The following is a 21,690-nucleotide window of genomic DNA, read 5'->3' as shown; positions in this document are numbered from 1 at the left end:
GTGGCCGAGTCGTCGGACGCGCGTCGGGCCGCGGAACGACGGGCTCGTCCCCGCGGCGCATGGGTCATCGGCATCCCTCCGTCAACCCCGTCCGTCCGCCGCGTTACGGGGCATGCCCCGGATCTATGGTGGATGCCATGGCCGCCCCTGACGAGCCGCGTGACGACGCGGAGTCCCCCGAGAACGTCCCCGCCGATGCCCCCTCCGAGGTGAAGGCGGACGCCGCTGCGGCCGAGGGGTCGGGCGAACACTTCCACTCCGCACGTCTCGGTGACGACGTCGCCGACCACCCGCGCAAGGACGTCCCCCATCCGAAGGACGCGGCCGAGCCCGACGACGTCATCCACCAGCCCGAGGACGTTCCCGCGGACACCTCGGAACAGAACTCCGGGGAGACGCAGCGCGTTTCGGCGGACGGGGAGGAGGCGCCCCTCGACGCGGAGCCCACCGCGAAGAAGCGGGCCGCTCTCATCTACAACCCCATCAAGGTCGAGCCCGAGCAGCTGCGCGCCCGCGTTGCCGAGCTCGCCGCCGCGGCGGGGTGGGCCGAGCCCCTCTTCTACGAGACGACCGTCGACGACCTCGGCGACGACGCCACGCGCGCCGCACTGGAAGAAGAGGTGGATGCCGTCCTCGCGGCCGGCGGTGACGGCACCGTGCGCGCGGTGGCCGAGGCGCTGACTTCGACGGGCGTCCCCCTCACGATCGTGCCGAGCGGGACGGGCAACCTCCTCGCGCGCAACCTCAACCTTCCCCTGGCCGACACCGACGCGATGATCCGCGCGACCTTCGAGGGCGACGTCCTCTCCATCGACACCGGGATCGCGCGCATCCGGCGCGCCGACGGCGACGTCGAAGAGCACGGGTTCTCGGTCATGGCCGGCATGGGCCTGGACGCCGCGATGATCCAGAACACGCGTGACGATCTGAAGAAGCAGGTCGGCTGGGTCGCCTACGTCGACGGAGCCGCGCGATCGCTCGTCTCGGCCAAACCCTTCCGCGTCATGTACCAGCTGAACGGACACCGCCTGCACTCGGCGAAAGTGCACAGCGTGCTCTTCGCGAACTGCGGCGCTCTGCAGGCCGGCGTGGCACTGGTCCCCGACGCCTCCATCACGGACGGGCGGCTCGATGTGGCCGTCCTCCAGCCGAGCGGAGTGCTGGGCTGGCTGGGCGTGTGGCGCAGCATCGTGTGGGATAACTCGGTGCTGCGTAAGTTCCGCGCCGGTCGCCGCGTGCTCGAACGCCGCAAGGACACCTCGGTGCGCTACCTCCGGGGCACGGGCATCGAGCTGGCCACGAGCCCCGCGCAGCCCATCGAGCTGGACGGCGACGAGTTCGGCGAAGCCACACGCATCTACACCCGCATCGTGTCGGGCGGGCTCTCGGTCGCGCTGCCGAAGGGCCACGACGTCTCCACACTCTGACGCCCGGGCGTGCCGGAGCACGTGGTTTCGGCGGGCCCGTCGGTCGGGGCGCGCCAGATTACGTGATCTGGGCGAGCGCCCACGCCATGTCGTGCGGGGTCGGCCACGTCACGTGATCTCGGCGGGCCCGTCGGGCGCGGCGCGCCAGCGTGATCTCGGCGAACCTGCGGCGGGCGGGAGCGCGCGGGTGTCAAGCCCGGAGCGCCCGATGCCGCGGTGGATAGCGTCGGGGGATGGCAACGCCCTCTATCGTGTGGTTCCGCGACGACCTGCGCCTGACGGACAACCCGGCCCTCCGTGCGGCGCTCGACCGCGAAGAGCCGATCGTGGCGCTGTACGTGCTGGACGAGGAATCCGACGGCGTGCGCGAGATCGGCGGGGCGGCGCGCTGGTGGTTGCACGGGTCGTTGGCATCCCTCGGCGAGCGCCTCGAGGAACGGGGCTCGTCACTCGTGCTGCGCCGGGGGAAGGCGGCCGAGGTGGTTCCGGCCGTGGTCGACGAGCTCGGAGCGGGCGCGGTGTTCTGGAACCGCCGCTACGGGGGCGTGGAGCGCGAGATCGACGCGGGCATCAAGGAGAAGTTGCGCGACGACGGCGTGACCGTCGCTTCTTTCGCTGCCAACCTGCTGTACGAACCGTGGACGGTGCGTACGCAGTCGGACAAGCCCTACGGCGTGTACAGCCCGTTCTCGCGCGCGGTACAGAAGCTCGCGGCCCCGCGTCCGCCGATGCCGGAGGCGCGAAAGATCCCCGGGCTCGACGGTCGCGTCGACGGCGACGACCTGGGCGCGTGGAGCCTGCTGCCCACGAAACCCGACTGGGCCGGGGGTCTGCGCGAGACGTGGGAGCCCGGAGAACCCGCGGCGAAGGCGCGGCTGAAGGAATTCCTCGACGACGACCTCGGCGACTACTCGAAGTACCGCGACGAATTCGCCGGCGGCGCCACCTCGAACCTGTCGCCCCGCCTGCGCTGGGGCGAGCTGAGCCCGTACCAGGTGTGGCACGACACCCTCGAGCACAAGGGGTCGGGAGAGCATGCGAAGAGCGCCGGCGGGTTCCTCTCCGAGCTCGTCTGGCGCGAATTCGCGTGGCACGTGACCTATCACTCCCCCGACATCGCCACGGTGAACTGGCGCCGGAACTTCGACGCGTTCCCGTGGCCGAAGCTGAATCGATCACACCTCGAGACCTGGCAGCAGGGCAAGACGGGCGTGGCCGTGGTCGACGCCGGCATGCGACAGCTCTGGCGCACCGGCGTCATGCACAACCGGGTGCGGATGGTCACGGCATCCTTCCTCATCAAGAATCTGCTGATCGACTGGCGCCACGGCGAGCAGTGGTTCTGGGATTGCCTCGTCGACGCGGATGCCGCGAGCAACCCCTTCAACTGGCAGTGGGTGGCGGGGTCGGGCGCGGATGCCGCCCCCTACTTCCGCGTGTTCAACCCCGACACGCAGCGCAAGAAGTTCGACCCGCACGACGCCTACATCAAGGAGTGGGCGCCGGAGTACCTCGATGAGAACCCGCCCGAGCCGATGGTCGACCTCGGCGAGACGCGCAAGCGCGCGCTCGACGCGTACTCCCACGTGCGCCACGGGGGCTGAGCCGGCGGGGGTTGTGAAGTCTCCGGCATCCGGGTACGCGAAAGGGGCGCCACCTCGCGGTGACGCCCCTCTCGACGGATGTCAGTTGACGCGCTGCTCGTCGGCGTCGTCGTCGTCATCTCCGGGGATGAAGACGTCGACCACGGTCACGTTGATCTCGGCGACCTTCATGCCCACGAGCTCGGTGATGGCCTGGTGCACGGCAGAGCGGACGTTCGAGGCCACGCGCTGAAGCTGCTCGGGGTAGTCGACCTGGATCGAGATGTCGGCGGCGACCTCGGTCTCGCCGACCTCGACGCTCACGCCCTGGGCGTGGTCCTTCGCGCCGACCGCCTGGCGGATGTTGCCGATGACACGCGCGGCGCCGCCACCGAGGGCGTGGACGCCGGGGACCTCGGCTGCGGCGATGCCGGCGACCTTGGCGACGACGGCGTCGACGATGACGGTCGAGCCGCCGTCCTTCGTGGCGGGGGTGGTCGTGGCGGTGGTGGTGTTCTCGGCCATGTTCGCTTCCTTCCGTCGTTCCGGGACCGTGTGTCCCGCGATGTCATAGGTAAGACGGAGGCCGCGCGCGATTCGTCACGGATTCTTCCTGAGAGGACGCTGGGTGTCTCACGCGTCGAAGAAGCCACCGAGGGGCTCGTCGCCGTCGCCGGTGTCGCGCTCGTCGTGCTGCACCGTCTCGACCGAGAAGACGACGCGGGAGCGCGCGGTGAAGAGCACGCGTATCTCCCGGTTGCCGACGACGAGGAAGGCTTCGAACCGGCCTCCCGTCCGGACGGCGTCTTGGATCCGGTGCTCGAGGTCGCCGATGTCCTGCCCTTGCGCCAGGTAGTACGAGGCGTCGTCGATGGCAATCTCGGTGCGCACCATGGTCTGCGGGTCGCTCATGCGCGGCACGCTAGGGCGATCCCGCGGCGTCGCGACTGGGGGTTGCGCCCGCGAGCATCGAGGAATAGTCGCGCATCCTCGCCGGTTGTGGAAGGGGTGAACGACGTCATCCCCTCCCTCTCCGTCCTCGATCTCGTTCCCGTACGCCACGGGCAGGACAGCGCGCAGGCGGTGAGCGCGGCCCTCGACCTCGTCGAGCGGGCGGACCGCCTCGGATATCGTCGCTACTGGTTCGCCGAGCATCACAACATGCCGTCGGTGGCGTCGACCACTCCCCCGGTCCTGATCGCTGCGGCGGCGGCGCGCACCTCGCGCATCCGCGTCGGCTCGGGCGGCGTCATGCTGCCGAACCACTCCCCGCTGATCGTCGCCGAGCAGTTCGCCGCCCTCGAGGCACTGGCTCCCGGCCGCATCGACCTCGGCATCGGCCGCGCCCCGGGCAGCGACCCGGTCATTACCCAGCTGCTGAACCGCTCGGGCACGACGAGCGACGTCTCGCGCTTCCCCGACCACGTGACCGACATCATGGCGCTCACCTCGCCCGACGGGGCGACGGTGCGGTTCACCTCGGGCAGCGAGTATCAGGTGAAGGCGACGCCCGCGGCATCCGGACCCCCCCAGGTGTGGCTGTTGGGCTCCAGCGACTACTCGGCGCAACTCGCGGCCAGCTTCGGTCTGCCCTACGTCTTCGCCAACCACTTCTCGGGCGAAGGACTCACGCACGCGCTGGGCGTCTACCGCGACCAGTTCGTTCCCAACGAGTCGGGCGAGGGCCCGCGGACCTTCGTCACCGCGAACGTCGTCGCTGCTCCGACCGCCGAAGAGGCGGAGGAGCGCGCCCTGCCGCAGCTGCGCATGATGGCGCGGCTGCGCACGAACCGCCCCATGGTGCCGCTCGAGACGATCGAGCAGGCCAAGGCCGAACCGTTCGACGCGATGGCCCAGTCGATCATGGCCTCGAGCCGTCAGAAGTGGTTCGTCGGCACGGGCGCCGAGGTGCAGGGGCAGCTCGCCGCGTTCGCCGCTCAGCACGGCGTCGACGAGATCATGGTCTCGCCGGTGGCCGGGGCGTACGAGGGCGAGGGGGCGGAGGGTCGGATCCAGACCCTGGAGCTGATCGCGGCGCCGGCGGCGATCGCGGCCTAACGCCTCGGCCGGGTTCGCGGGGCTGGGTTGCGCGGGTCCCCGGGCGCGGGGTCGCTGGTCGCGGGCCGGGGTGGCGAGAGGTCAACTCGCTGACGAGTCTGTAGCGACATGCAGCGGTTACGTCAGCGAGATGCCGTCTCGCGTGACGAAGGGGAACCCCACCCCGTCACTCAGGCCTCGGGCTCGCCGCTCAGCAGGCCGCGCAGCCAATCGCGCGCCTCGACGAACACGTCGTCGCTGTAGCGCTGCGGATATCGCACGATCGCACGGTCGGCGCGGGCGTACGACCCGAGGAAGATGACCTTGGGGCTGAACCGCCGCAGCCCGAGGAGGGCGTCGGCCATGCGCTCGTCGTGAACGTGTCCGTCGGCGTCGATGACGAATCGGTAGCGGCCGAGCGCGTCGCCGATGGGGCGGGATGCCAACAGGCTCAGGTTGATGCCGCGCGTGGCGAACTGCTCGAGCAGCTCGAGCAGGGCACCGGGGTGATCCTCGGGCAGCTCGACGATGAGCGAGGTCTTGTCGGCCCCCGTCGGCGGAGCGGGCGCGACCGTGCGGCTCACCAGCACGAAGCGCGTCACGGCATTGGGGTTGTCGCCGATGCTCTCGGCCAGCACCGTCAGGTCGTGGTGGGCGACGATGCCGGGGGCAGCGATCGCAGCGTCGGCCGAGCTCGTGCCGTCGAGGACGCCCAGCGCACTCGCGACGTTGCTCTCGGCCGGCAGGTGCGCGTGCGCGGGAACGTTCCGACTCAACCACTTGAGGCACTGTCCGTACGCGACCGGGTGGGCGGCGATGAGCGAGACGTCGGCGAGGGTCGCTCCCGGACGCCCGACGAGCACGAAGTTCACCGGGACGAGGTATTCGCCCACGATGCGAAGTCCGGGCACCGTGGCCAGAGCATCCTGCGCGGTCGAGACGCCGCCGTCGACCGAGTTCTCGATCGCGATCATCGCGGCATCCGATCGCCCCTCCACGACGTCGGCGAGCGCTTCGGCGACGTTGCGGACCGGCCGCCAGGTCTGATCGCGCGCCTCGGGCACCTGCGCGAGGGCCGCCTCGGTGAACGTGCCGGCGGGCCCCAGGTAGCTGTAGGTACGACGGGCGGGCACGGTCTCTGTGTCGGGCAGCACGGCGTCCAGCCTAGACCGGGGGGATGATTCCGGATGCCGCGGACCCCGGCCCCGGGGAGCGGCGGGGCCCCGACTCCGGGCGATCACGTACGGCGCGATGACGGATTGTCCCAGAATGCGTCACAGCGTGTGCGCATGTCGGAGGGAGCGGGCAGACTGGGCGCATGAGCAGTCGCGCAGGGCAGCCCGCAGAGGCATCCGATCTCATCGACATCGACGAACTGATCGCCGCGTATTACGACCGCAAGCCGGATGCCGCGGTGCCCGAGCAGCGCGTCGCCTTCGGCACCAGCGGTCACCGCGGTTCGTCGCTGAGCACGAGCTTCAACGAGGACCACATCCTCGCCACGACCCAGGCGATCGTCGACTACCGCGCCGCGCAGGGGATCACCGGTCCGCTGTTCCTGGGCCGCGACACCCACGGGCTGTCGCTTCCGGCCGAGCGCAGCGCCATCGAGGTGCTGGTCGCCAACGGCGTCGACGTGCGGGTGGATTCCCGCGACGCGTGGGTGCCGACCCCCGCGCTCAGCCACGCGATCCTCACCTACAACCGCGACCTGGCGGCCGACGATCCGGGCCGCGCCGACGGCATCGTCGTGACGCCCTCGCACAACCCGCCGCGCGACGGCGGCTTCAAGTACAACCCCCCGCACGGCGGACCCGCCGACACCGACGCCACGGGCTGGATCGCCGACCGCGCGAACGAGCTCATCACGGCCGGACTCGAAGGCGTGAAGCGCACCCGCCACGCCGACATCGACCTGGACGGCCTCGGCCAGTACGACTTCCGCGACGCGTACGTGCGGGACCTGGCATCCATCATCGACATCGACGCCATCAAGAACGCCGGTGTCCGCATCGGCGCCGACCCGCTGGGCGGGGCGTCGGTGGAGTACTGGGCACTCATCGCCGAGGTCTACGGACTCGACCTGACCGTGGTGAACCCCGAGGTCGACCCGACGTGGAAGTTCATGACGCTCGACTGGGACGAGAAGATCCGCATGGATCCCTCCTCGCCCTCGGCCATGGCCTCGCTGGTCGCGGCGCGCGACGAGTACGACATCCTCACCGGTAACGACGCCGACGCCGACCGCCACGGCGTCGTCACGCCCGACGCGGGGTTGATGAACCCCAACCACTACCTCGCCGTCGCGATCGACTACCTGTTCTCGCACCGCCCGAACTGGCCGGCCGACGCTGCCGTGGGCAAGACGCTCGTGTCGTCGATGATCATCGACCGCGTCGCCGACGCCCTCGGCAAGACGCTGCTCGAGGTGCCCGTCGGGTTCAAGTGGTTCGTCCCGGGGCTCCTCGACGGCTCCGTCGCGTTCGGCGGTGAGGAGTCGGCCGGAGCGTCGTTCCTGCGCAAGGACGGCACCGTGTGGACGACCGACAAGGACGGCATCCTGCTCTGTCTGCTCGCCGCCGAGATTCTCGCCGTGACGGGCAAGACGCCCTCGCAGCGGTACGCCGAGCTCGAGCAGCAGTTCGGCTCGTCGGCCTACCAGCGCGTCGATGCCCCCGCCACGCCCGCGCAGAAATCGGCGCTGTCGAAGCTGTCTCCGGATGCCGTATCGGCGATGGAGCTCGCGGGTGAGCCCATCACCGCGAAGCTGTCGCACGCGCCGGGCAACGGTGCGGCGATCGGCGGGCTGAAGGTGCAGACCGAGTCGGCCTGGTTCGCCGCGCGCCCCTCGGGCACCGAGGACGTCTACAAGCTGTACGCCGAGTCGCTGCGCGGCGAGGACCACCTGCGCGAGGTGCAGGAAGAGGCCCGCGCGGTCGTCTCGGCCGCGCTCGGCCAGTAAGACCCACCGGAAGCGGCGTCGTCCTTCGGGGCGGCGCCGCTTTCGCGTGGGCGGGGCGGGCGCAGCCCCGCTCCCCGGGGCGCCCGAGCGCTGATAAACGCTCGCTGCACCGGGAAACGTCCTCTGCGAGCGTTTATCCGTGCAGCGAGCGTTTATCACGGGGGCGGGGGATGCCGCGGGGTCCCGCACCGGAGGAGGGCGGGAACGCAGGAGTAAACGCCCTGCCGCGGGGGACACGACGGCGCACGGCGTTTCTCACGTGGGACAGCAATTACCGGCGGGGGTGACCCCCACGGCGCACGAGCGGGCTGGGCGTGGGACGCCGCGGCCCCGACGCTCGAGAGAACGTCGGGGCCGTGGCATCCGGAGCCGGGATCAGGCGGGGGCGAAGGTCTTCGCGTCGATGACGAAGCGGTAGCGCACGTCGCTCTTCAGCACGCGCTCGTACGCCTCGTTGATCTGGTCGGCCGAGATGAGCTCGGTCTCGGGCGCGATGCCCTTCTCGGCGCAGAAGTCGAGCATCTCCTGCGTCTCGCGGATGCCACCGATCGACGAACCCGCGAAGGAACGGCGGTTGGTGAACAGCGTGAAGACCTGGATGGGCAGGGGCTCCGGCGGGGCGCCGACGTTGACCATCGTGCCGTTCAGGGCGAGCAGGCCCAGGTACTGCTTGAGTTCGAGCGGAGCGCTGACGGTGTTGATGATGAGGTCGAAGCTCTTCTTGAGCTTCTCGAACGTCTCCTCGTCCTTCGTCGCGTAATAGTGGTCGGCGCCCATCTTCAGGCCGTCGTCCTTCTTGCTGAGCGTCTGCGAAAGCACGGTGACCTCGGCGCCCATCGCGTGGGCGATCTTGACGGCCATGTGGCCGAGTCCGCCGAGACCGACGACGGCGACCTTCTTGCCGGGGCCGGCGTTCCAGTGGTTCAGCGGCGAGTACGTCGTGATGCCGGCGCACAGCAGCGGCGCGGCCTTGTCGTAGGGGATCGACTCCGGAACGCGCAGCACGAAGTGCTCGTCGACGACGATCTTCTCGCTGTACCCGCCCTGGGTGATCGTGCCGTCGACGTCCTTCGCGCCGTACGTGCCGATGTTGCCCTTCTCGCAGTACTGCTCCTCGCCGGCGAGGCAGTTCTCGCACTCGCGGCACGAGTTGACCATGCAGCCGACGCCGACGCGGTCGCCGACCTTGTGGCTGGTGACCTCGGAGCCGACCTCGGCGACCGTGCCGACGATCTCGTGGCCGACGGTCAGGGGGTAGGGCACGTCGCCCCACTCGCCGCGGATGGTGTGGATGTCGGAGTGGCAGATGCCGGCGTAGGCGATGTCGATCAGGACGTCCTTCGGGCCGACGTCACGACGCTCGATGGTCGTGGGCTCGAGGGGTGAGGTCGCGGACGACGCCGCGTAGGCGTTGACGTGCATGGTTCTCCTCAGTGGGGGTCGATGCGGATGCATCCATCCTCCCCCGGGTCGCGCGCTGCACGCCTGGGGTTGCACGGATGTGCGGGAAGGGGAAGGGATGCTGGCATCCCTTCCCCACCGGAACGCCGAAGGCCGTGCCGGTCGCGGGGACGCGATCGGCACGGCCTTCGGGTTCAGAGAGTCACGCGCGAGAGCGGCGACGCCGCAGCACGATCGCGCCGGCGCCGAGCAGGAGCAGGACGAGCGCGCCGATGCTCAGGACGAGCACCCCTTCGGTGTTCTGACCGGTGGTGGCCAGGTCGCGACCGTTCGCCGCGGAGGAGCCGGCACCGGTCTGGACGGAGCCCGCGGGCGAGCTGCTGCCCACCCCGGCACCCGATCCGGTCGAGCCGGAGCCCGAACCGGTGCCCGGGGTCCCCGAGCCGGTGCCGCCGCCCGTGCCGCCGCCGGTTCCCGGGTCGGACACCGCAGCCGTGGGCACGACCGCCGCCGAGCGGGCGGTGCCCGCCGCGAAGCCGGCCGCCGTCGCGGTCACCTCGACGGTGATCTGTCGTCCCTCGTCGGCCGCCGTCAGCGTGTAGTCGTCGGCGGTGGCACCGGCGATGGCGACGCCGTCGCGCATCCACACATAGGCCGCGGTCGCGTCGGCCGGGTCGGTCACGACCGCTGCCCGTACGACCGATCCCACGCGGGGCTCGCCGGTCACCGCGACGCTGGTGACGCCGACGGCCCGGTTCACGGTCACCGTGTAGGTGCGCGAGGTGCCGTCGGGGGCGGTGACCTGCACGGTTCCGACGTTGCCTGCGGCGGCGAGCGCGGCCACCCGTGCCGAGTCGTTCGACTCGGACGCACCGGGCTGGGTGATGACGACGCTCGCGTCCTCATCGACGGCCAAGGCGTGCAGCGTCGGCCAGGTCGAGCCCGTCGACGAGACCGTGTAGGCGAGCGTGTCGGGAGCGAATCCCTCGACGGGCTGGTCGCCGACGGTCAGCCGGGCGAGGTCGGCGACGCCCGCGGGTGCCGGTGCCGCCGCGAAGATCTCGACCTCGGAGACGATCATGTGCGTCTGCGAACGGGCGTTCATCACGACACGGACCTCGTCGGCGGCCCCGGTGACGGGGACGTCGACCCGCGGAGCGCCGGTCGCGGGCGTGGGCACGGTCACCAGGTCGCCCTGGATCCACTCCCCACCGCTGACGCGACGGTCCACGCGCAGGGTCACGGGCCAGCTCTGGGTGTTGCCGTCGCGGTAGAACTGCACGCCGACGCGCGTGAGCGTCTCGCGCTGGCTCAGGACGTAGCTCAGCGTGTCCTGATCGTTCTTCGTGCCGGACTTCCAGTTCGACCAGCCTTTGTCGGTCGTGCTGCCATTGATGGTGTTGGCCACGCCGTACTGCGAACTCTCGGTGAAGGTCGCCGACGGCCGGCTCTGCGGGGCGACGTTGCGCTCCGACGCCGCGGTGACGATGACCGTCAGACGTGCGTCGAGCTTCTCGCCGCTGGGTCCGGTGGCGATACCCGTCACCGTGACGGTTCCCGTCTTGGCGAACGCCGCGTCGGTCAGACCGTCCCAGCTCCACTGGACCGGCACCCAGAAGCCCGAGCCCGAGGGGCTCAGCTCGGCCTGCACGCTGCCGTCGGCCTGGCCCTTGACCACGTCGAGCGCACTGCCGGCGGGAACGGTGACGGATGCCGGACGGGTGGCGGTGTACGGGCCGACCTCGACCGTCGCGGTGACCTCGAAGGACGCACCGAACAAATCGGTACCGGTCCCGCGGACCTGGACGGTGCCCAGGCGCGAGAAGTCGACCCCGTCGAGCTGCCAATTCACCGCGGCGCTGCGCAGCGTGCGCCCGGCGTAGCGGAGGGCGACGGTCCCCGGCATCGTCGGGGTCACGCCCACCGCCGTCGCGACCGTCACCGGCTCGGCACCGACGACCGCGGTGCCGGAGATGCGCCACTGCTGGTTACCGCCCCCGTTCGAGGTCCAGAGCCCCACGGCGGCACCGGGGGTCGTGCTGCCGCTGTTGACGTCGAGCACGCGCTCGGTGGCGACGTTCAGCACGGAGTAGTAGGTGCCGTCGGTCGTCGACGCCATCCACTGCAGCGCCGGGTTCGACGCGGCCGCGGCCGGGTCGGCATCCACCAGGGCGGTGTTGGTGCCGCTCGATGCGAGGAAGGTGCCCGACCCGTTCTGGAGGGTGAAACGGTGACGGTTGGTGCCCGCTCCGTCGATCGTGCGCACGGTCCACGACTGCGCCCGAGCGGCGTCGGTGGTGGTCGCGGGGGTGCGCACGGCGAGTGTCGAGCCGCCGTCGAGGTCGAGCCCGCTCTGCAGACCGGTCAGCTGCACCGTCTGTCCGTCGCGGAACGCGGCGGCGTCGGGAGAGACCCCCGAGACCCCGTCGATCTCGAACGTGACGACCGACTTGGCCGGGATGGTGAGCGTCGCGGTGCGGGAGGCCGCATCGACCGCGACCGGCTGCCCCTTCTTCAGCGCGTTGAGCGTCGGCGCCTCGGCCGTCGACTGGGTCGTGACGATGGGGGTCACGGTCGCACCCGGCGCGACGGTACCGAAATCGCGCAGGTCGATCTGCACGGTGCGCTCTGCCGCCTCGGCGTTGACGTGGACGATGGTCGCGCCCTGTCCGTCGGCGTCGATCGCCGCGGTCGACTGCGCGTTGTCGGTGGCCATGAGGTGATCACCGGGCGCGATGAAGTGAGTGAAGTTGCGGACGGTGTTGAACTTCTCGTTCGTCAGCACCTGGCATGAGGGGTCGGCGTCGCCGTCCTTGAGGCGCCGTTCGGACTGTCCCTGCGCGTTGCAGTCGAAGTCGATGAAGACGCTGCCCCAGTTGAGCTTTTCGACCTTCTCCATGTTGTACAGGTCCTCGACCGGCTGCCAGAACACCCAGGCGTCGGGTTCGAGCTCGCGCAGATCGCCCACGATGTGCTGGGCCATGCCGAGACCGTTCTCGATGTCGTCGGTCACGAAGCCCTTGCTCTGATCGGTCCAGTTGCCCTCGACCTCGCTCATCCACAGCGGCTTGTCGGCGGCCTTCGCGATGTCGCGCACGACCTGTCGTCCGCCGGTGCCGTAGGTGTGCACGTTGAGCTGGTCGACCATGCTCTTGGACTCGGCCGACCAGGTGTTCCAGTTGGTCGCGAAGATGCCGGGGTTGGTCTCGTCCATCGCCGAGATGACGGCGTCGGTGGTGGTGCTCGACTGCCCGAGGCGGGACGCGAGCGCCTTGACCATGGCATCCTGCGCCTGAGGTCCGATGTGGGCGCCCTCCTGGCGCCCGCCGGTCGGCCAGGTCGCCCCGCCGGGGATCTGGGTCTGCCAGTAGTTGGTGTTCGGCTCGTTGAACGGGTCGATGGTGTCGAAGGTGATGCCGTGCTTCTTCTCGAGCTCGTCGACGACGTTCACGAGGTAGCCGGCGAACTTGTCCATGTCGGCGGGGGCGAGCTGCTCGCTCGTGGCGTTGTTGATGCCGCCCGAGGCGTATCCGCTCTGGGTGAGGAAGTAGGGCGGGGAGTTGCTGAAGGCCTCCCAGTGGGTGACCTTGCCCTTCAGGGCGTCGAGCCACCACTGCTGAGCGGAGTCCTGTGAGAAGTCGTACGCGTTCGGGTCGTCGGGGTTCCAGGCTGCCTTGTAACGGGCACGGTCAGCGTAGTTCGAGGTGATGGCGCCGTTCGCGTCGGTCGCCTTCAGGTCGGGGTTCCAGAATCCCGGCACCGCGCCACCGGGACGCAGGTACGGCGGCACGTCGGAGGCGTTGCCGCCGCCGATGTTGTAGCGCGCGATGTTGAGGTTCAGCCCGTCGTCACCGAAGACGGCGTCGAACAGCTTCTGGCGCACGTCGGCCGGGTAGTTGCCGGTCGCGTTGGCGAACCACACCAAGCTCGTGCCCCAGCCCTCGAACGGCTTCTCAGAGGCGGTGGCGGGGTTGGGGGTGATGCGCACGGGCGCGGCGGTGCCCGCCGCCTCGGCGGGCGGGGGTGCCACGGCGGCCGTGGCGGTGATCGCGCCGGCGGCCAGCGCCACGGCACAGGTCATCGACAACAGTCGAGCTGACTTCATCGTCATTCCGATCTGGCCGCAACGGTGCGACCTGAGGATGGGGGATGTTGACGTCAACATGTTGACGTCAACACCGAGCCTAAGGGAGCGCTATGGATCACCGCAACGGTTGCCCGGAATGTCGGCTTCGACGGGCCGGCGCGGGGGCGTCAGGGACGCGGGCCCGAGCTGGCGCGCACCACCAGCGAGGTGGGCACGAGGGTGCGTGCGTGCTCTCCCCCGTCGCCCTCGATGTCGGCGATCAGGGCGCTCATCGCCTCTTCGCCGACGCGCTCGAAACGCTGACGCACCGTCGTCAGGGGCGGCCAGAAGTTCGCCGACTCGGGCATGTCGTCGAAGCCGACCACGCTGACCTCGCCCGGCACCGCGCGCCCCGCCTCATGGAGGGCGCGAATCACACCCAGCGCCATCTGGTCGTTCGCGGCGAAGACGGCGGTGACGCCCGGGTCCTCGGCGAGCGCCTGCCCGATCCGGTGCCCCGAGTCGGCCGTCCAGTCACCGATCTGCACCTCGGGCACTCGGCATCCGCGGTCCTCGAGGGCCGACCGCCACGCGTTGCGTCGGCGCTCCGCGGCGAAGGACTCCGGCGGACCCGACACATGCCACACGGTCTCGTGCCCGAGGTCGAGCAGGTGCTCGGTCGCCAGCCGCGCGCCCTGCGCCTGGTCGTTGTCGACGACGGCGTAGGGGTAGTCGGCACTCGAATCGACGACCACGACCGGCAGGCCCGTCGGCAGGGAGAGCTCGTTCTCGCCGAGCCGGTGGGTCTCGATGAGGATGACGATGCCGTCGACCGCGTGCTCGCGCAGACGAAGGAACGCCCCCGACACGTCGGACTGCGAGGCCGACTGCACGGTGATGAGGGTGATGGAGTATCCGGATGCCGCAGCCATCGACGCGAGGGCATCGAGGGTGCGCGTGTTGCCGTAGGAGCTCAGCGAGAACATGATCACGCCGATGCTGCGGAAGCGTCCCGAACGAAGGGCACGAGCGGCACTGTTCGGCCTATACCCGAGCGTCGACATCGCGTCGAGCACCCGTTGACGCGTGTCGGGGTCGACGTTCGTGCGACCATTGGCGACGCGGGAGACGGTCTGTCCCGACACCCCCGCGGCCGCGGCCACGTCGGCCATCGACACCTCGCGCCGCCGCTCGCGCGTCGGGATCGCGGCCGACGTCGTCGTCGTCTCGCTCATGCATGCCCCCTCGGGATGTTGACGTTGACACACTAGCGGGGTCGAGTTATGTTTACGTCAACATCTCGGCCACCCGACCGAAATGCGCACCAACGAAGAGGCTCTGGACGATGACGACCACCGCGGCACCCCCGCCCGCCCTGCGCACCCCCCGGCGCAAACGGCGCGCCCGAATCGACGACCGCGGTTGGCTGTTCGTCCTCCCGTTCGCTCTCGTCTTCGCGCTCGTCTTCCTCGCGCCGCTGGCGTACTCGGTGTACCTCAGCCTGTTCCGTGACCAGCTCATCGGCGGCAACGCTTTCGTCGGTCTCGACAACTACGTCGCGGCGTTCGGCGACTCGAAGTTCTGGGACGGCTTCGGACGCGTCCTGCTCTTCCTCGTCGTGCAGGTGCCGATCATGCTGCTGCTGGCGCTCGGCGCGGCGCTCGCCATCGACAGTGCGCGGCTGCACGCCGCCGGCTTCTACCGCATGGTGATCTTTCTCCCCTACGCCGTTCCCGCGGTCGTGGCCGTGCTCATGTGGGGCTACATCTACGGCGACCAGTTCGGCCTGACCCGCAATCTGAACGATCTGCTGGGCGGCCAGGTCGTGCAGCCGTTCCTGCCGGAGTGGATGCTGGTGTCGATCGGCAACATCGTCACGTGGCAGTTCGTCGGCTACAACATGCTCATCTTCTACTCCTCGTTGAAGACGATCCCGAACGAGCTCTACGAAGCGGCATCCATCGACGGAGCGGGAGCCTGGCGCACCATCTTCTCGATCAAGATCCCCGCCGTTCGCGGCGCCGTCGTGATCGCCACGATCTTCTCGATCATCGGCAGCTTCCAGCTCTTCAACGAGCCGAACATCCTCAAGCCCCTGGCACCCAACGTGATCTCGACGTTCTTCACGCCGAACATGTACGCCTACAACCTCTCGTTCGCCGGCCAGCAGTACAACTACGCGGCCACGATCGCCATCATCATGGGCGTCATCACCGCCGTCATCGCATACGTCGTGCAGCTGCGCGGCTCCCGTCAGGAGGCGCGATGACCACCGCGACCGCACCCCGTACCGACACCGTCGCCGTGACCACCGAGCGACCGGGCGCACGCCGCCGTCTCGCGCGCACCTCCCCCACGCACAGCAAGAAGTCGGTGGTCCTCACCATCGTCATGGCGCTGTACCTGCTGTACACGCTCGTACCGCTGGCGTGGCTGGTCATCAACGCCACCAAGACGCAGCCCGACCTGTTCACCACCTTCGGCCTGGGGCCGGGCACTAGCTTCGCCCTGTTCGACAACATCGTCGAGACCCTGACCTACCGCGACGGGATCTTCCTGCGCTGGCTCGGCAACACCCTGCTGTACGTCGTCGTCGGCGCCGGCGGGGCCACCCTGCTCGCCACCCTCGCCGGTTACGGCCTGGCGAAGTACAACTTCCGCGGTCGCAAGGCGGTCTTCGCCGTCGTGCTCGGCGCGATCGCCGTTCCGGGTACCGCCCTCGCGGTTCCGACGTTCCTGCTGTTCAGCCAGCTCGGCATCACCAACACCCCCTGGGCGATCATCATCCCCTCGCTCATCAGCCCCTTCGGCCTGTACCTGATCTGGGTCTACGCGACGGATGCCATCCCCACCGAGCTGCTCGAGGCCGCCCGCATGGACGGGGCGGGGGAGTTCCGCACCTTCTTCACCATCTCGATCCGTCTGCTGACCCCGGGCATCGTCACCGTGCTGCTGTTCGCGGTCGTGGCGACCTGGAACAACTACTTCCTCCCGCTGATCATGCTGAGCGACCCCACCTGGTACCCGCTCACGGTCGGCCTCAACCAGTGGAACGCTCAGGCGACCGGCGTCGCCGCGCAGCCCATCTACAACCTCGTGATCACCGGATCGCTGCTCTCGATCATCCCGATCGTCGCCGCCTTCCTGCTGCTCCAGCGCTTCTGGCAGTCGGGTCTGACCGCCGGCAGCGTCAAGGAGTGATCCGCCCGAGCTCCCCCTGACCGGGGCATCGCCCCGGAAACCCGCAACACCACACCGCCGGAGCGTCCTGCCCCGGAAGCCACAACAACCCGGGGTCCGCCCCGACTCCACAACAACGAAGTGAAGGAACCGATGACATTCATGCGCAAGAGCACCGCCGCTCGGCGGGCCGTCTTCGCCGTCGCCGCCACCGCCCTGACGGTCGGCGCGCTGACCGCGTGCTCGGGCGGTAACGCCGGCGGTGCCGCCGGCGGGTCGGCCGACGACATCGAGAAGGCCCTCGAGGCCGGCGGCGAGATCACGTACTGGTCCTGGACCCCCTCGGCCGAGGCGCAGGTCAAGGCGTTCGAGGCGAAGTACCCCAAGGTCAAGGTCAACTACGTCAACGCGGGCACCAACACCGAGGAGTACACCAAGCTCCAGAACGCCATCAAGGCGGGCTCGGGCGCCCCCGACGTCGTTCAGATCGAGTACTACGCCTTCCCGCAGTTCGCGCTCTCGGACTCGCTGCTCGACCTGTCGTCGTACGGCTTCGCCGACCTCAAGGACGACTACGCCACCGGCCCGTGGGGCTCGGTCAACTTCGACGGCAAGCTCTACGGCCTGCCGCAGGACTCGGGCCCCATGGCCCTGTTCTACAACAAGTCGGTCTTCGACCAGTTCGGCATCGCCGTCCCCACCACGTGGGACGAGTACGTCGCCGCGGCCGAGAAGCTGCACGCCGCAGACCCGACCAAGTACATCACCGCCGACACCGGCGACTCCGGCTTCACCACCAGCATGATCTGGCAGGCCGGCGGCACCCCGTTCAAGACCTCGGGCACCGACGTCACCATCGACCTCCAGGACAGCGGTTCGAAGAAGTTCGCCGACAACTGGAACCGCCTCATCGAGGGCGGCCTGCTCTCGGACACCCCGAGCTGGAGCGACGAGTGGTTCAAGGGCCTCGGTGACGGCTCGATCGCCTCGCTCGTCATCGGCGCGTGGATGCCCGGCGTGCTGGAGTCCTCGGTCAAGGACGGCTCGGGCAAGTGGGCCGTGGCCCCCATCCCCACCTACGACGGCAAGGCCGTGACGGCCGAGAACGGCGGCGGTGGCCAGGCCGTGACCAAGCAGAGCAAGAACCCCGCTCTGGCGGCGGGGTTCCTCAAGTGGCTCAACAACGACGACGAGAGCCTGAAGATCTTCGCCGAGTCGGGCGGCTTCCCCTCCACCACCGCTCAGCTGAGCGACCCCGCCTTCGTCGACAAGAAGTCGGACTACTTCGGCGGCCAGCAGATCAACCAGATCCTCACGCAGGCCTCGAGCGAGGTGCGCGAGGGTTGGAGCTACCTGCCCTTCCAGGTGTACGCGAACAGCATCTACAGCGACACCGTGGGCCAGGCCTACGCGAACAAGAGCGACCTGAACGCCGGCCTCACCACGTGGCAGGACCAGCTGGTCCAGTACGGCAACGACCAGGGCTTCTCGGTCAACAAGTAAGCAGTTCCCCGGGGGGCGGGTCCGCGTGCACGCATGCGGCCCGCCCCTCCCCATTCCCCCGCCAGGAGAGACCCGAATGACCTCCCTCACCCGCATCGTCGTCGACCGCACCGCTCTCGGAGCCGACGTGCCGCGCCGCCTCTTCGGCTCGTTCGTCGAGCACATGGGCCGTTGCGTGTACGACGGCATCCACTCCCCCGGCCACGACACCGCCGATGCCCAGGGTTTCCGGGCCGACGTGCTCGAGCTCGTGCGCGAGCTGGGCGCCACGGTCGTGCGCTACCCCGGGGGCAACTTCGTCTCGGGCTACCGCTGGGAGGACGGCGTGGGTCCCCGGGCGGAGCGTCCGGTTCGACTGGATGCCGCGTGGCACAGCACCGAGACCAATCAGGTGGGCCTGCACGAGTTCGCCGAGTGGGCCGATGCCGCGGGCCTGGAGGTCATGGAGGCGGTGAACCTCGGCACCCGGGGCGTGGCCGAAGCCGCCGACCTGCTGGAGTACGCCAACCACCCGTCCGGCACCGCGCTGAGCGACCGCCGCCGCGAGAACGGTCGGGTAGACCCCTTCGGCATCCGCCTGTGGTGCCTGGGCAACGAGATGGACGGTCCCTGGCAGATCGGGCACAAGACCGCCGACGAGTACGGCCGCCTGTCGGCCGAGACCGCGCGCATGATGCGCTTCATCGACCCGACGGTCGAGCTGGTGGCCGCGGGCAGCTCGAACCACGAGATGCCGACCTTCGGCGAGTGGGAGCGCACCGTGCTGCGCCACACCGCGGGCCTGATCGACCACATCTCCGTGCACGCCTACTACGAGGAGGACCCCTCGGATCCTGCGAGCTTCCTCGCCAGCGGCGTCGCCCTCGACCGCTACATCGGCGAGGTCGCCGACATCATCGACGAGGTCGGAGCGACCACCCCCGACGGCCGGCCGATCGGCATCAGCGTCGACGAGTGGAACGTGTGGAATCAGACTCGCTGGAACGAGGTCGACAAGCCGCGCGTCTTCACGGGCGACTGGCCGATCGCGCCGCGCCTCATCGAAGACGATTACACCGTCACCGACGCGGTCGTCGTCGGCTCCCTGCTGATCACGCTCATCCGCCGCTCCGACCGCGTGTCGATGGCGAACCTCGCGCAGCTCGTGAACGTCATCGCCCCGATCCGCACCGAGCCCGGCGGCGGGGCGGCCTGGCGGCAGACCACCTTCCATCCCTTCGCCCTCACCGCGAAAGCGGCATCCGGTCGCGTGGTGCTCCCGAGCGTCGACGGTGCCACCATCGACACCCCGCGCCTCGGAACGGTGGACGCCGTCGACGCGGTCGCCACCCTCGACGGCGACAGCGTGTCGGTGTTCCTCGCGCACCGCGACCTCGAGACCTCGACCCCGGTCGAGCTCGACCTCGGCCGCGTGAGCGAGGTGGAGGCCGTGGTGATCACGATTCCCGAGGGTGGCGACCGCCACACCACCAACTCCGCCGACGGCGAGCCCGTCGCCCCCGTCGACCTGCCCGTCGAGGTGGGGGCCGACGGCATCCTGCGCTTCACCCTTCCCGCCCTCGCCTGGGTGCGCCTGACCGCGCGCCTCACCGACTGACCCGAAAGACATCGTGACGACCTTCTCCATCGGCGAGACCGACTTCCTGCTCGACGGGAAACCCCACCAGGTCATCTCCGGAACCCTGCACTACTTCCGCATCCACCCCGAGCACTGGGCCGACCGCATCCGCACGGCCAAGGCCATGGGCCTGAACACCATCGAGACCTACGTCGCGTGGAACGCCCACGAGCCGGTGCGCGGAGAGTGGGATGCCACGGGGTGGAACGACCTCGGCCGCTTCCTCGACCTCATCGCCGACGAGGGTCTGCACGCGATCGTTCGACCCGGCCCCTACATCTGCGCGGAATGGCACAACGGCGGACTGCCCGTGTGGCTGACCTCGACGCCGGGCATCGGCATCCGTCGATCGGAACCGCAGTTCGTGGACGCGGTGTCGGAGTACCTGCGCCGGGTCTACGAGATCGTGGCGCCCCGGCAGATCGACCGCGGCGGCAACGTGGTGCTCGTGCAGATCGAGAACGAGTACGGCGCCTACGGCTCCGACAAGGAGTACTTGCGCGAGCTCGTGCGGGTGACGAAGGACGCCGGCATCACCGTGCCGCTGACCACCGTCGATCAACCGATGCCGTGGATGCTCGAGGCCGGAAGCCTGCCCGAACTCCACCTCACCGGCTCGTTCGGCTCGCGGTCCGAGGAGCGCCTCGCCACCCTCCGCGAGCACCAGAGCACGGGACCGCTCATGTGCAGCGAGTTCTGGGACGGGTGGTTCGACTGGTGGGGCAGCATCCACCACACGACCGACCCCGCGGCATCCGCCCACGATCTCGACGTGCTGCTCGCCGCCGGCGCCTCGGTGAACATCTACATGGTGCACGGCGGGACGAACTTCGGCACGACGAACGGGGCGAACGACAAGGGCCGCTTCGACCCCATCGTGACCTCGTACGACTACGACGCACCCATCGACGAGTCGGGGCATCCGACGGCGAAGTTCCACGCGTTCCGCGAGGTCATCGCGAAGTACGCGCCCGTGCCCGACGTCGTCCCCGGCCCTCGCCCGGACGCGCCCGTTTTCGAGGTGGCCCTGTCGGGAGAGGGCGATTGGATGCCGGCACCCCGGCCCGCCGCGATCGCCGATGACCCGCCGAGCTTCGAGCAGATTGCCCACCTCGGCCCCCTCGTGCGGTACGACGTGGAGCTGCCCGCCTTCTCGGGCCCGGCCGCACTGGTCTTCGGCGAGGTGCGGGACCTGGCGTGGGTGCACGTGGACGGCACCCCGGTGGGGCGGCTGTCGCGCTCGCTGCACGAGCGGGCCCTGACGGTTCCCGCCGGCTCGCGCTTGACCGTCCTCGTGGAGGATCAGGGCCGGGTGAATTACGCCGATCGCCTCGGCGAGGCGAAGGGCCTGGTGGGCGCGGTGACGCTGAACGGCGAGCCCCTGACCGGCTGGACCGCGACCCCCGTCGCCCTCGAGGCCGCGGAGGGAACGGGGACCGGCTCGATCGGGCGTTCGCTGCTGCGCGGGTCGTTCGACCTCGACGCACCCGCCGACCTGTTCCTCGACACCGCGTCGTGGGGCAAGGGCTTCGCCTTCGTCAACGGGTTCTTCCTCGGCCGGTACTGGAACAACGTGCCGCAGACCACGCTGTACGTCCCGGGCCCCGCGACGCGCGTGGGGGCGAACGAGATCGTGGTGCTCGAGCTGGAGCACGCGGTCGAGCCCGTGGCCCGCTTCGTCGCCGAGCCGTCGCTGGGGCAGCTCGAGGAGTAACGCGTCACGAGAACAGGCGCGTGCGCCGAGAACAGGCCGGTCCCGCGCGGATCGGCCTGTTCTCGTGGCATCCCCTGTTCTGGTGACCCCGCGCGCCCGCCTCATCCCGCCGGCCTCACCCCGCCCGCGCCCCGCCCTCCCCGCGCGTGAGGCGCCAAATTGTGTCGCTTGGCGGCACCCGTAGGCGACAATTCCTGGC

General features: G+C 69.7%; 15 protein-coding genes. 9 read left to right on the top strand and 6 right to left on the bottom strand.

Annotation, left to right across the window (positions count from 1 at the left end; genetic code table 11):
• Positions 1 to 137: 137 nt before the first annotated feature.
• Positions 138 to 1,427, top strand: a complete 1,290-nt coding sequence (locus tag F9B98_RS08455) for a diacylglycerol kinase family protein (protein WP_225310267.1) — start codon at positions 138 to 140, stop codon at positions 1,425 to 1,427.
• Positions 1,428 to 1,660: 233 nt separating this feature from the next.
• Complete coding sequence (locus F9B98_RS08450) at positions 1,661 to 3,031, top strand: cryptochrome/photolyase family protein (RefSeq protein ID WP_150955569.1); 1,371 nt, start codon at positions 1,661 to 1,663, stop codon at positions 3,029 to 3,031.
• An 81-nt stretch (positions 3,032 to 3,112) separates the two neighbouring features.
• Here the strand turns inward: F9B98_RS08450 and F9B98_RS08445 are convergent, their stop codons facing one another.
• Together F9B98_RS08445 and F9B98_RS08440 are read right to left on the bottom strand one after the other, a co-directional pair.
• Positions 3,113 to 3,535 carry an Asp23/Gls24 family envelope stress response protein gene (locus F9B98_RS08445; protein ID WP_150955566.1) on the bottom strand — a complete coding sequence of 141 codons (423 nt, stop codon included), beginning with the start codon at positions 3,533 to 3,535 and terminating at the stop codon, positions 3,113 to 3,115.
• 108 nt (positions 3,536 to 3,643) lie between these two features.
• Positions 3,644 to 3,922, bottom strand: a complete 279-nt coding sequence (locus F9B98_RS08440) for a hypothetical protein (RefSeq protein ID WP_150955563.1) — start codon at positions 3,920 to 3,922, stop codon at positions 3,644 to 3,646.
• Positions 3,923 to 4,018: 96 nt separating this feature from the next.
• Between F9B98_RS08440 and F9B98_RS08435 the strand changes: the two genes are divergently transcribed.
• Positions 4,019 to 5,068 carry an LLM class flavin-dependent oxidoreductase gene (locus F9B98_RS08435; RefSeq protein ID WP_150955560.1) on the top strand — a complete coding sequence of 350 codons (1,050 nt, stop codon included), beginning with the start codon at positions 4,019 to 4,021 and terminating at the stop codon, positions 5,066 to 5,068.
• Between the two features lie 170 nt (positions 5,069 to 5,238).
• Here the strand turns inward: F9B98_RS08435 and pheA are convergent, their stop codons facing one another.
• Entirely contained in the window at positions 5,239 to 6,201 is a 963-nt protein-coding gene (gene pheA, locus F9B98_RS08430; protein WP_150955557.1) for a prephenate dehydratase, read from the bottom strand.
• Positions 6,202 to 6,365: 164 nt separating this feature from the next.
• Between pheA and pgm the strand changes: the two genes are divergently transcribed.
• Positions 6,366 to 8,009 carry a phosphoglucomutase (alpha-D-glucose-1,6-bisphosphate-dependent) gene (gene pgm, locus F9B98_RS08425; RefSeq protein WP_150955554.1) on the top strand — a complete coding sequence of 548 codons (1,644 nt, stop codon included), beginning with the start codon at positions 6,366 to 6,368 and terminating at the stop codon, positions 8,007 to 8,009.
• A 375-nt stretch (positions 8,010 to 8,384) separates the two neighbouring features.
• Here pgm and F9B98_RS08420 read toward each other — a convergent pair whose 3' ends face one another.
• The 3 genes from F9B98_RS08420 to F9B98_RS08410 form a co-directional block, all read right to left on the bottom strand.
• Positions 8,385 to 9,431 carry an NAD(P)-dependent alcohol dehydrogenase gene (locus F9B98_RS08420; RefSeq protein ID WP_150955551.1) on the bottom strand — a complete coding sequence of 349 codons (1,047 nt, stop codon included), beginning with the start codon at positions 9,429 to 9,431 and terminating at the stop codon, positions 8,385 to 8,387.
• A 181-nt stretch (positions 9,432 to 9,612) separates the two neighbouring features.
• Entirely contained in the window at positions 9,613 to 13,491 is a 3,879-nt protein-coding gene (locus tag F9B98_RS08415) for an RICIN domain-containing protein (protein WP_225310266.1), read from the bottom strand.
• Between the two features lie 173 nt (positions 13,492 to 13,664).
• Complete coding sequence (locus F9B98_RS08410; protein ID WP_191966716.1) at positions 13,665 to 14,711, bottom strand: LacI family DNA-binding transcriptional regulator; 1,047 nt, start codon at positions 14,709 to 14,711, stop codon at positions 13,665 to 13,667.
• Between the two features lie 110 nt (positions 14,712 to 14,821).
• Here F9B98_RS08410 and F9B98_RS08405 point away from each other — a divergent pair, with 110 nt between their 5' ends.
• The 5 genes from F9B98_RS08405 (at position 14,822) to F9B98_RS08385 (ending at position 21,491) form a co-directional block, all read left to right on the top strand.
• Complete coding sequence (locus F9B98_RS08405; RefSeq protein ID WP_150955548.1) at positions 14,822 to 15,745, top strand: carbohydrate ABC transporter permease; 924 nt, start codon at positions 14,822 to 14,824, stop codon at positions 15,743 to 15,745.
• Complete coding sequence (locus tag F9B98_RS08400) at positions 15,742 to 16,677, top strand: carbohydrate ABC transporter permease (protein ID WP_412177028.1); 936 nt, start codon at positions 15,742 to 15,744, stop codon at positions 16,675 to 16,677. Before F9B98_RS08405 ends, F9B98_RS08400 begins: the two co-directional genes overlap by 4 nt.
• A gap of 141 nt (positions 16,678 to 16,818) precedes the next feature.
• Positions 16,819 to 18,159, top strand: a complete 1,341-nt coding sequence (locus tag F9B98_RS08395; protein ID WP_150955545.1) for an ABC transporter substrate-binding protein — start codon at positions 16,819 to 16,821, stop codon at positions 18,157 to 18,159.
• 76 nt (positions 18,160 to 18,235) lie between these two features.
• The gene (locus F9B98_RS08390; protein WP_150955542.1) at positions 18,236 to 19,756 is read left to right on the top strand and encodes an alpha-N-arabinofuranosidase; all 1,521 of its coding nucleotides are present in this window, start codon (positions 18,236 to 18,238) and stop codon (positions 19,754 to 19,756) included.
• A 13-nt stretch (positions 19,757 to 19,769) separates the two neighbouring features.
• Positions 19,770 to 21,491: a glycoside hydrolase family 35 protein gene (locus tag F9B98_RS08385; protein ID WP_150955539.1), complete on the top strand. Its 1,722-nt coding sequence runs from the start codon at positions 19,770 to 19,772 to the stop codon at positions 21,489 to 21,491.
• The last annotated feature ends 199 nt before the right edge of the window (positions 21,492 to 21,690 follow it).

It is taken from the genome of Microbacterium testaceum StLB037 (genome assembly GCF_008763945.1).
GTDB classification, from domain to species: Bacteria; Actinomycetota; Actinomycetes; order Actinomycetales; family Microbacteriaceae; genus Microbacterium; species Microbacterium testaceum_G.
This window is presented reverse-complemented; position numbering and strand designations above follow the sequence as displayed.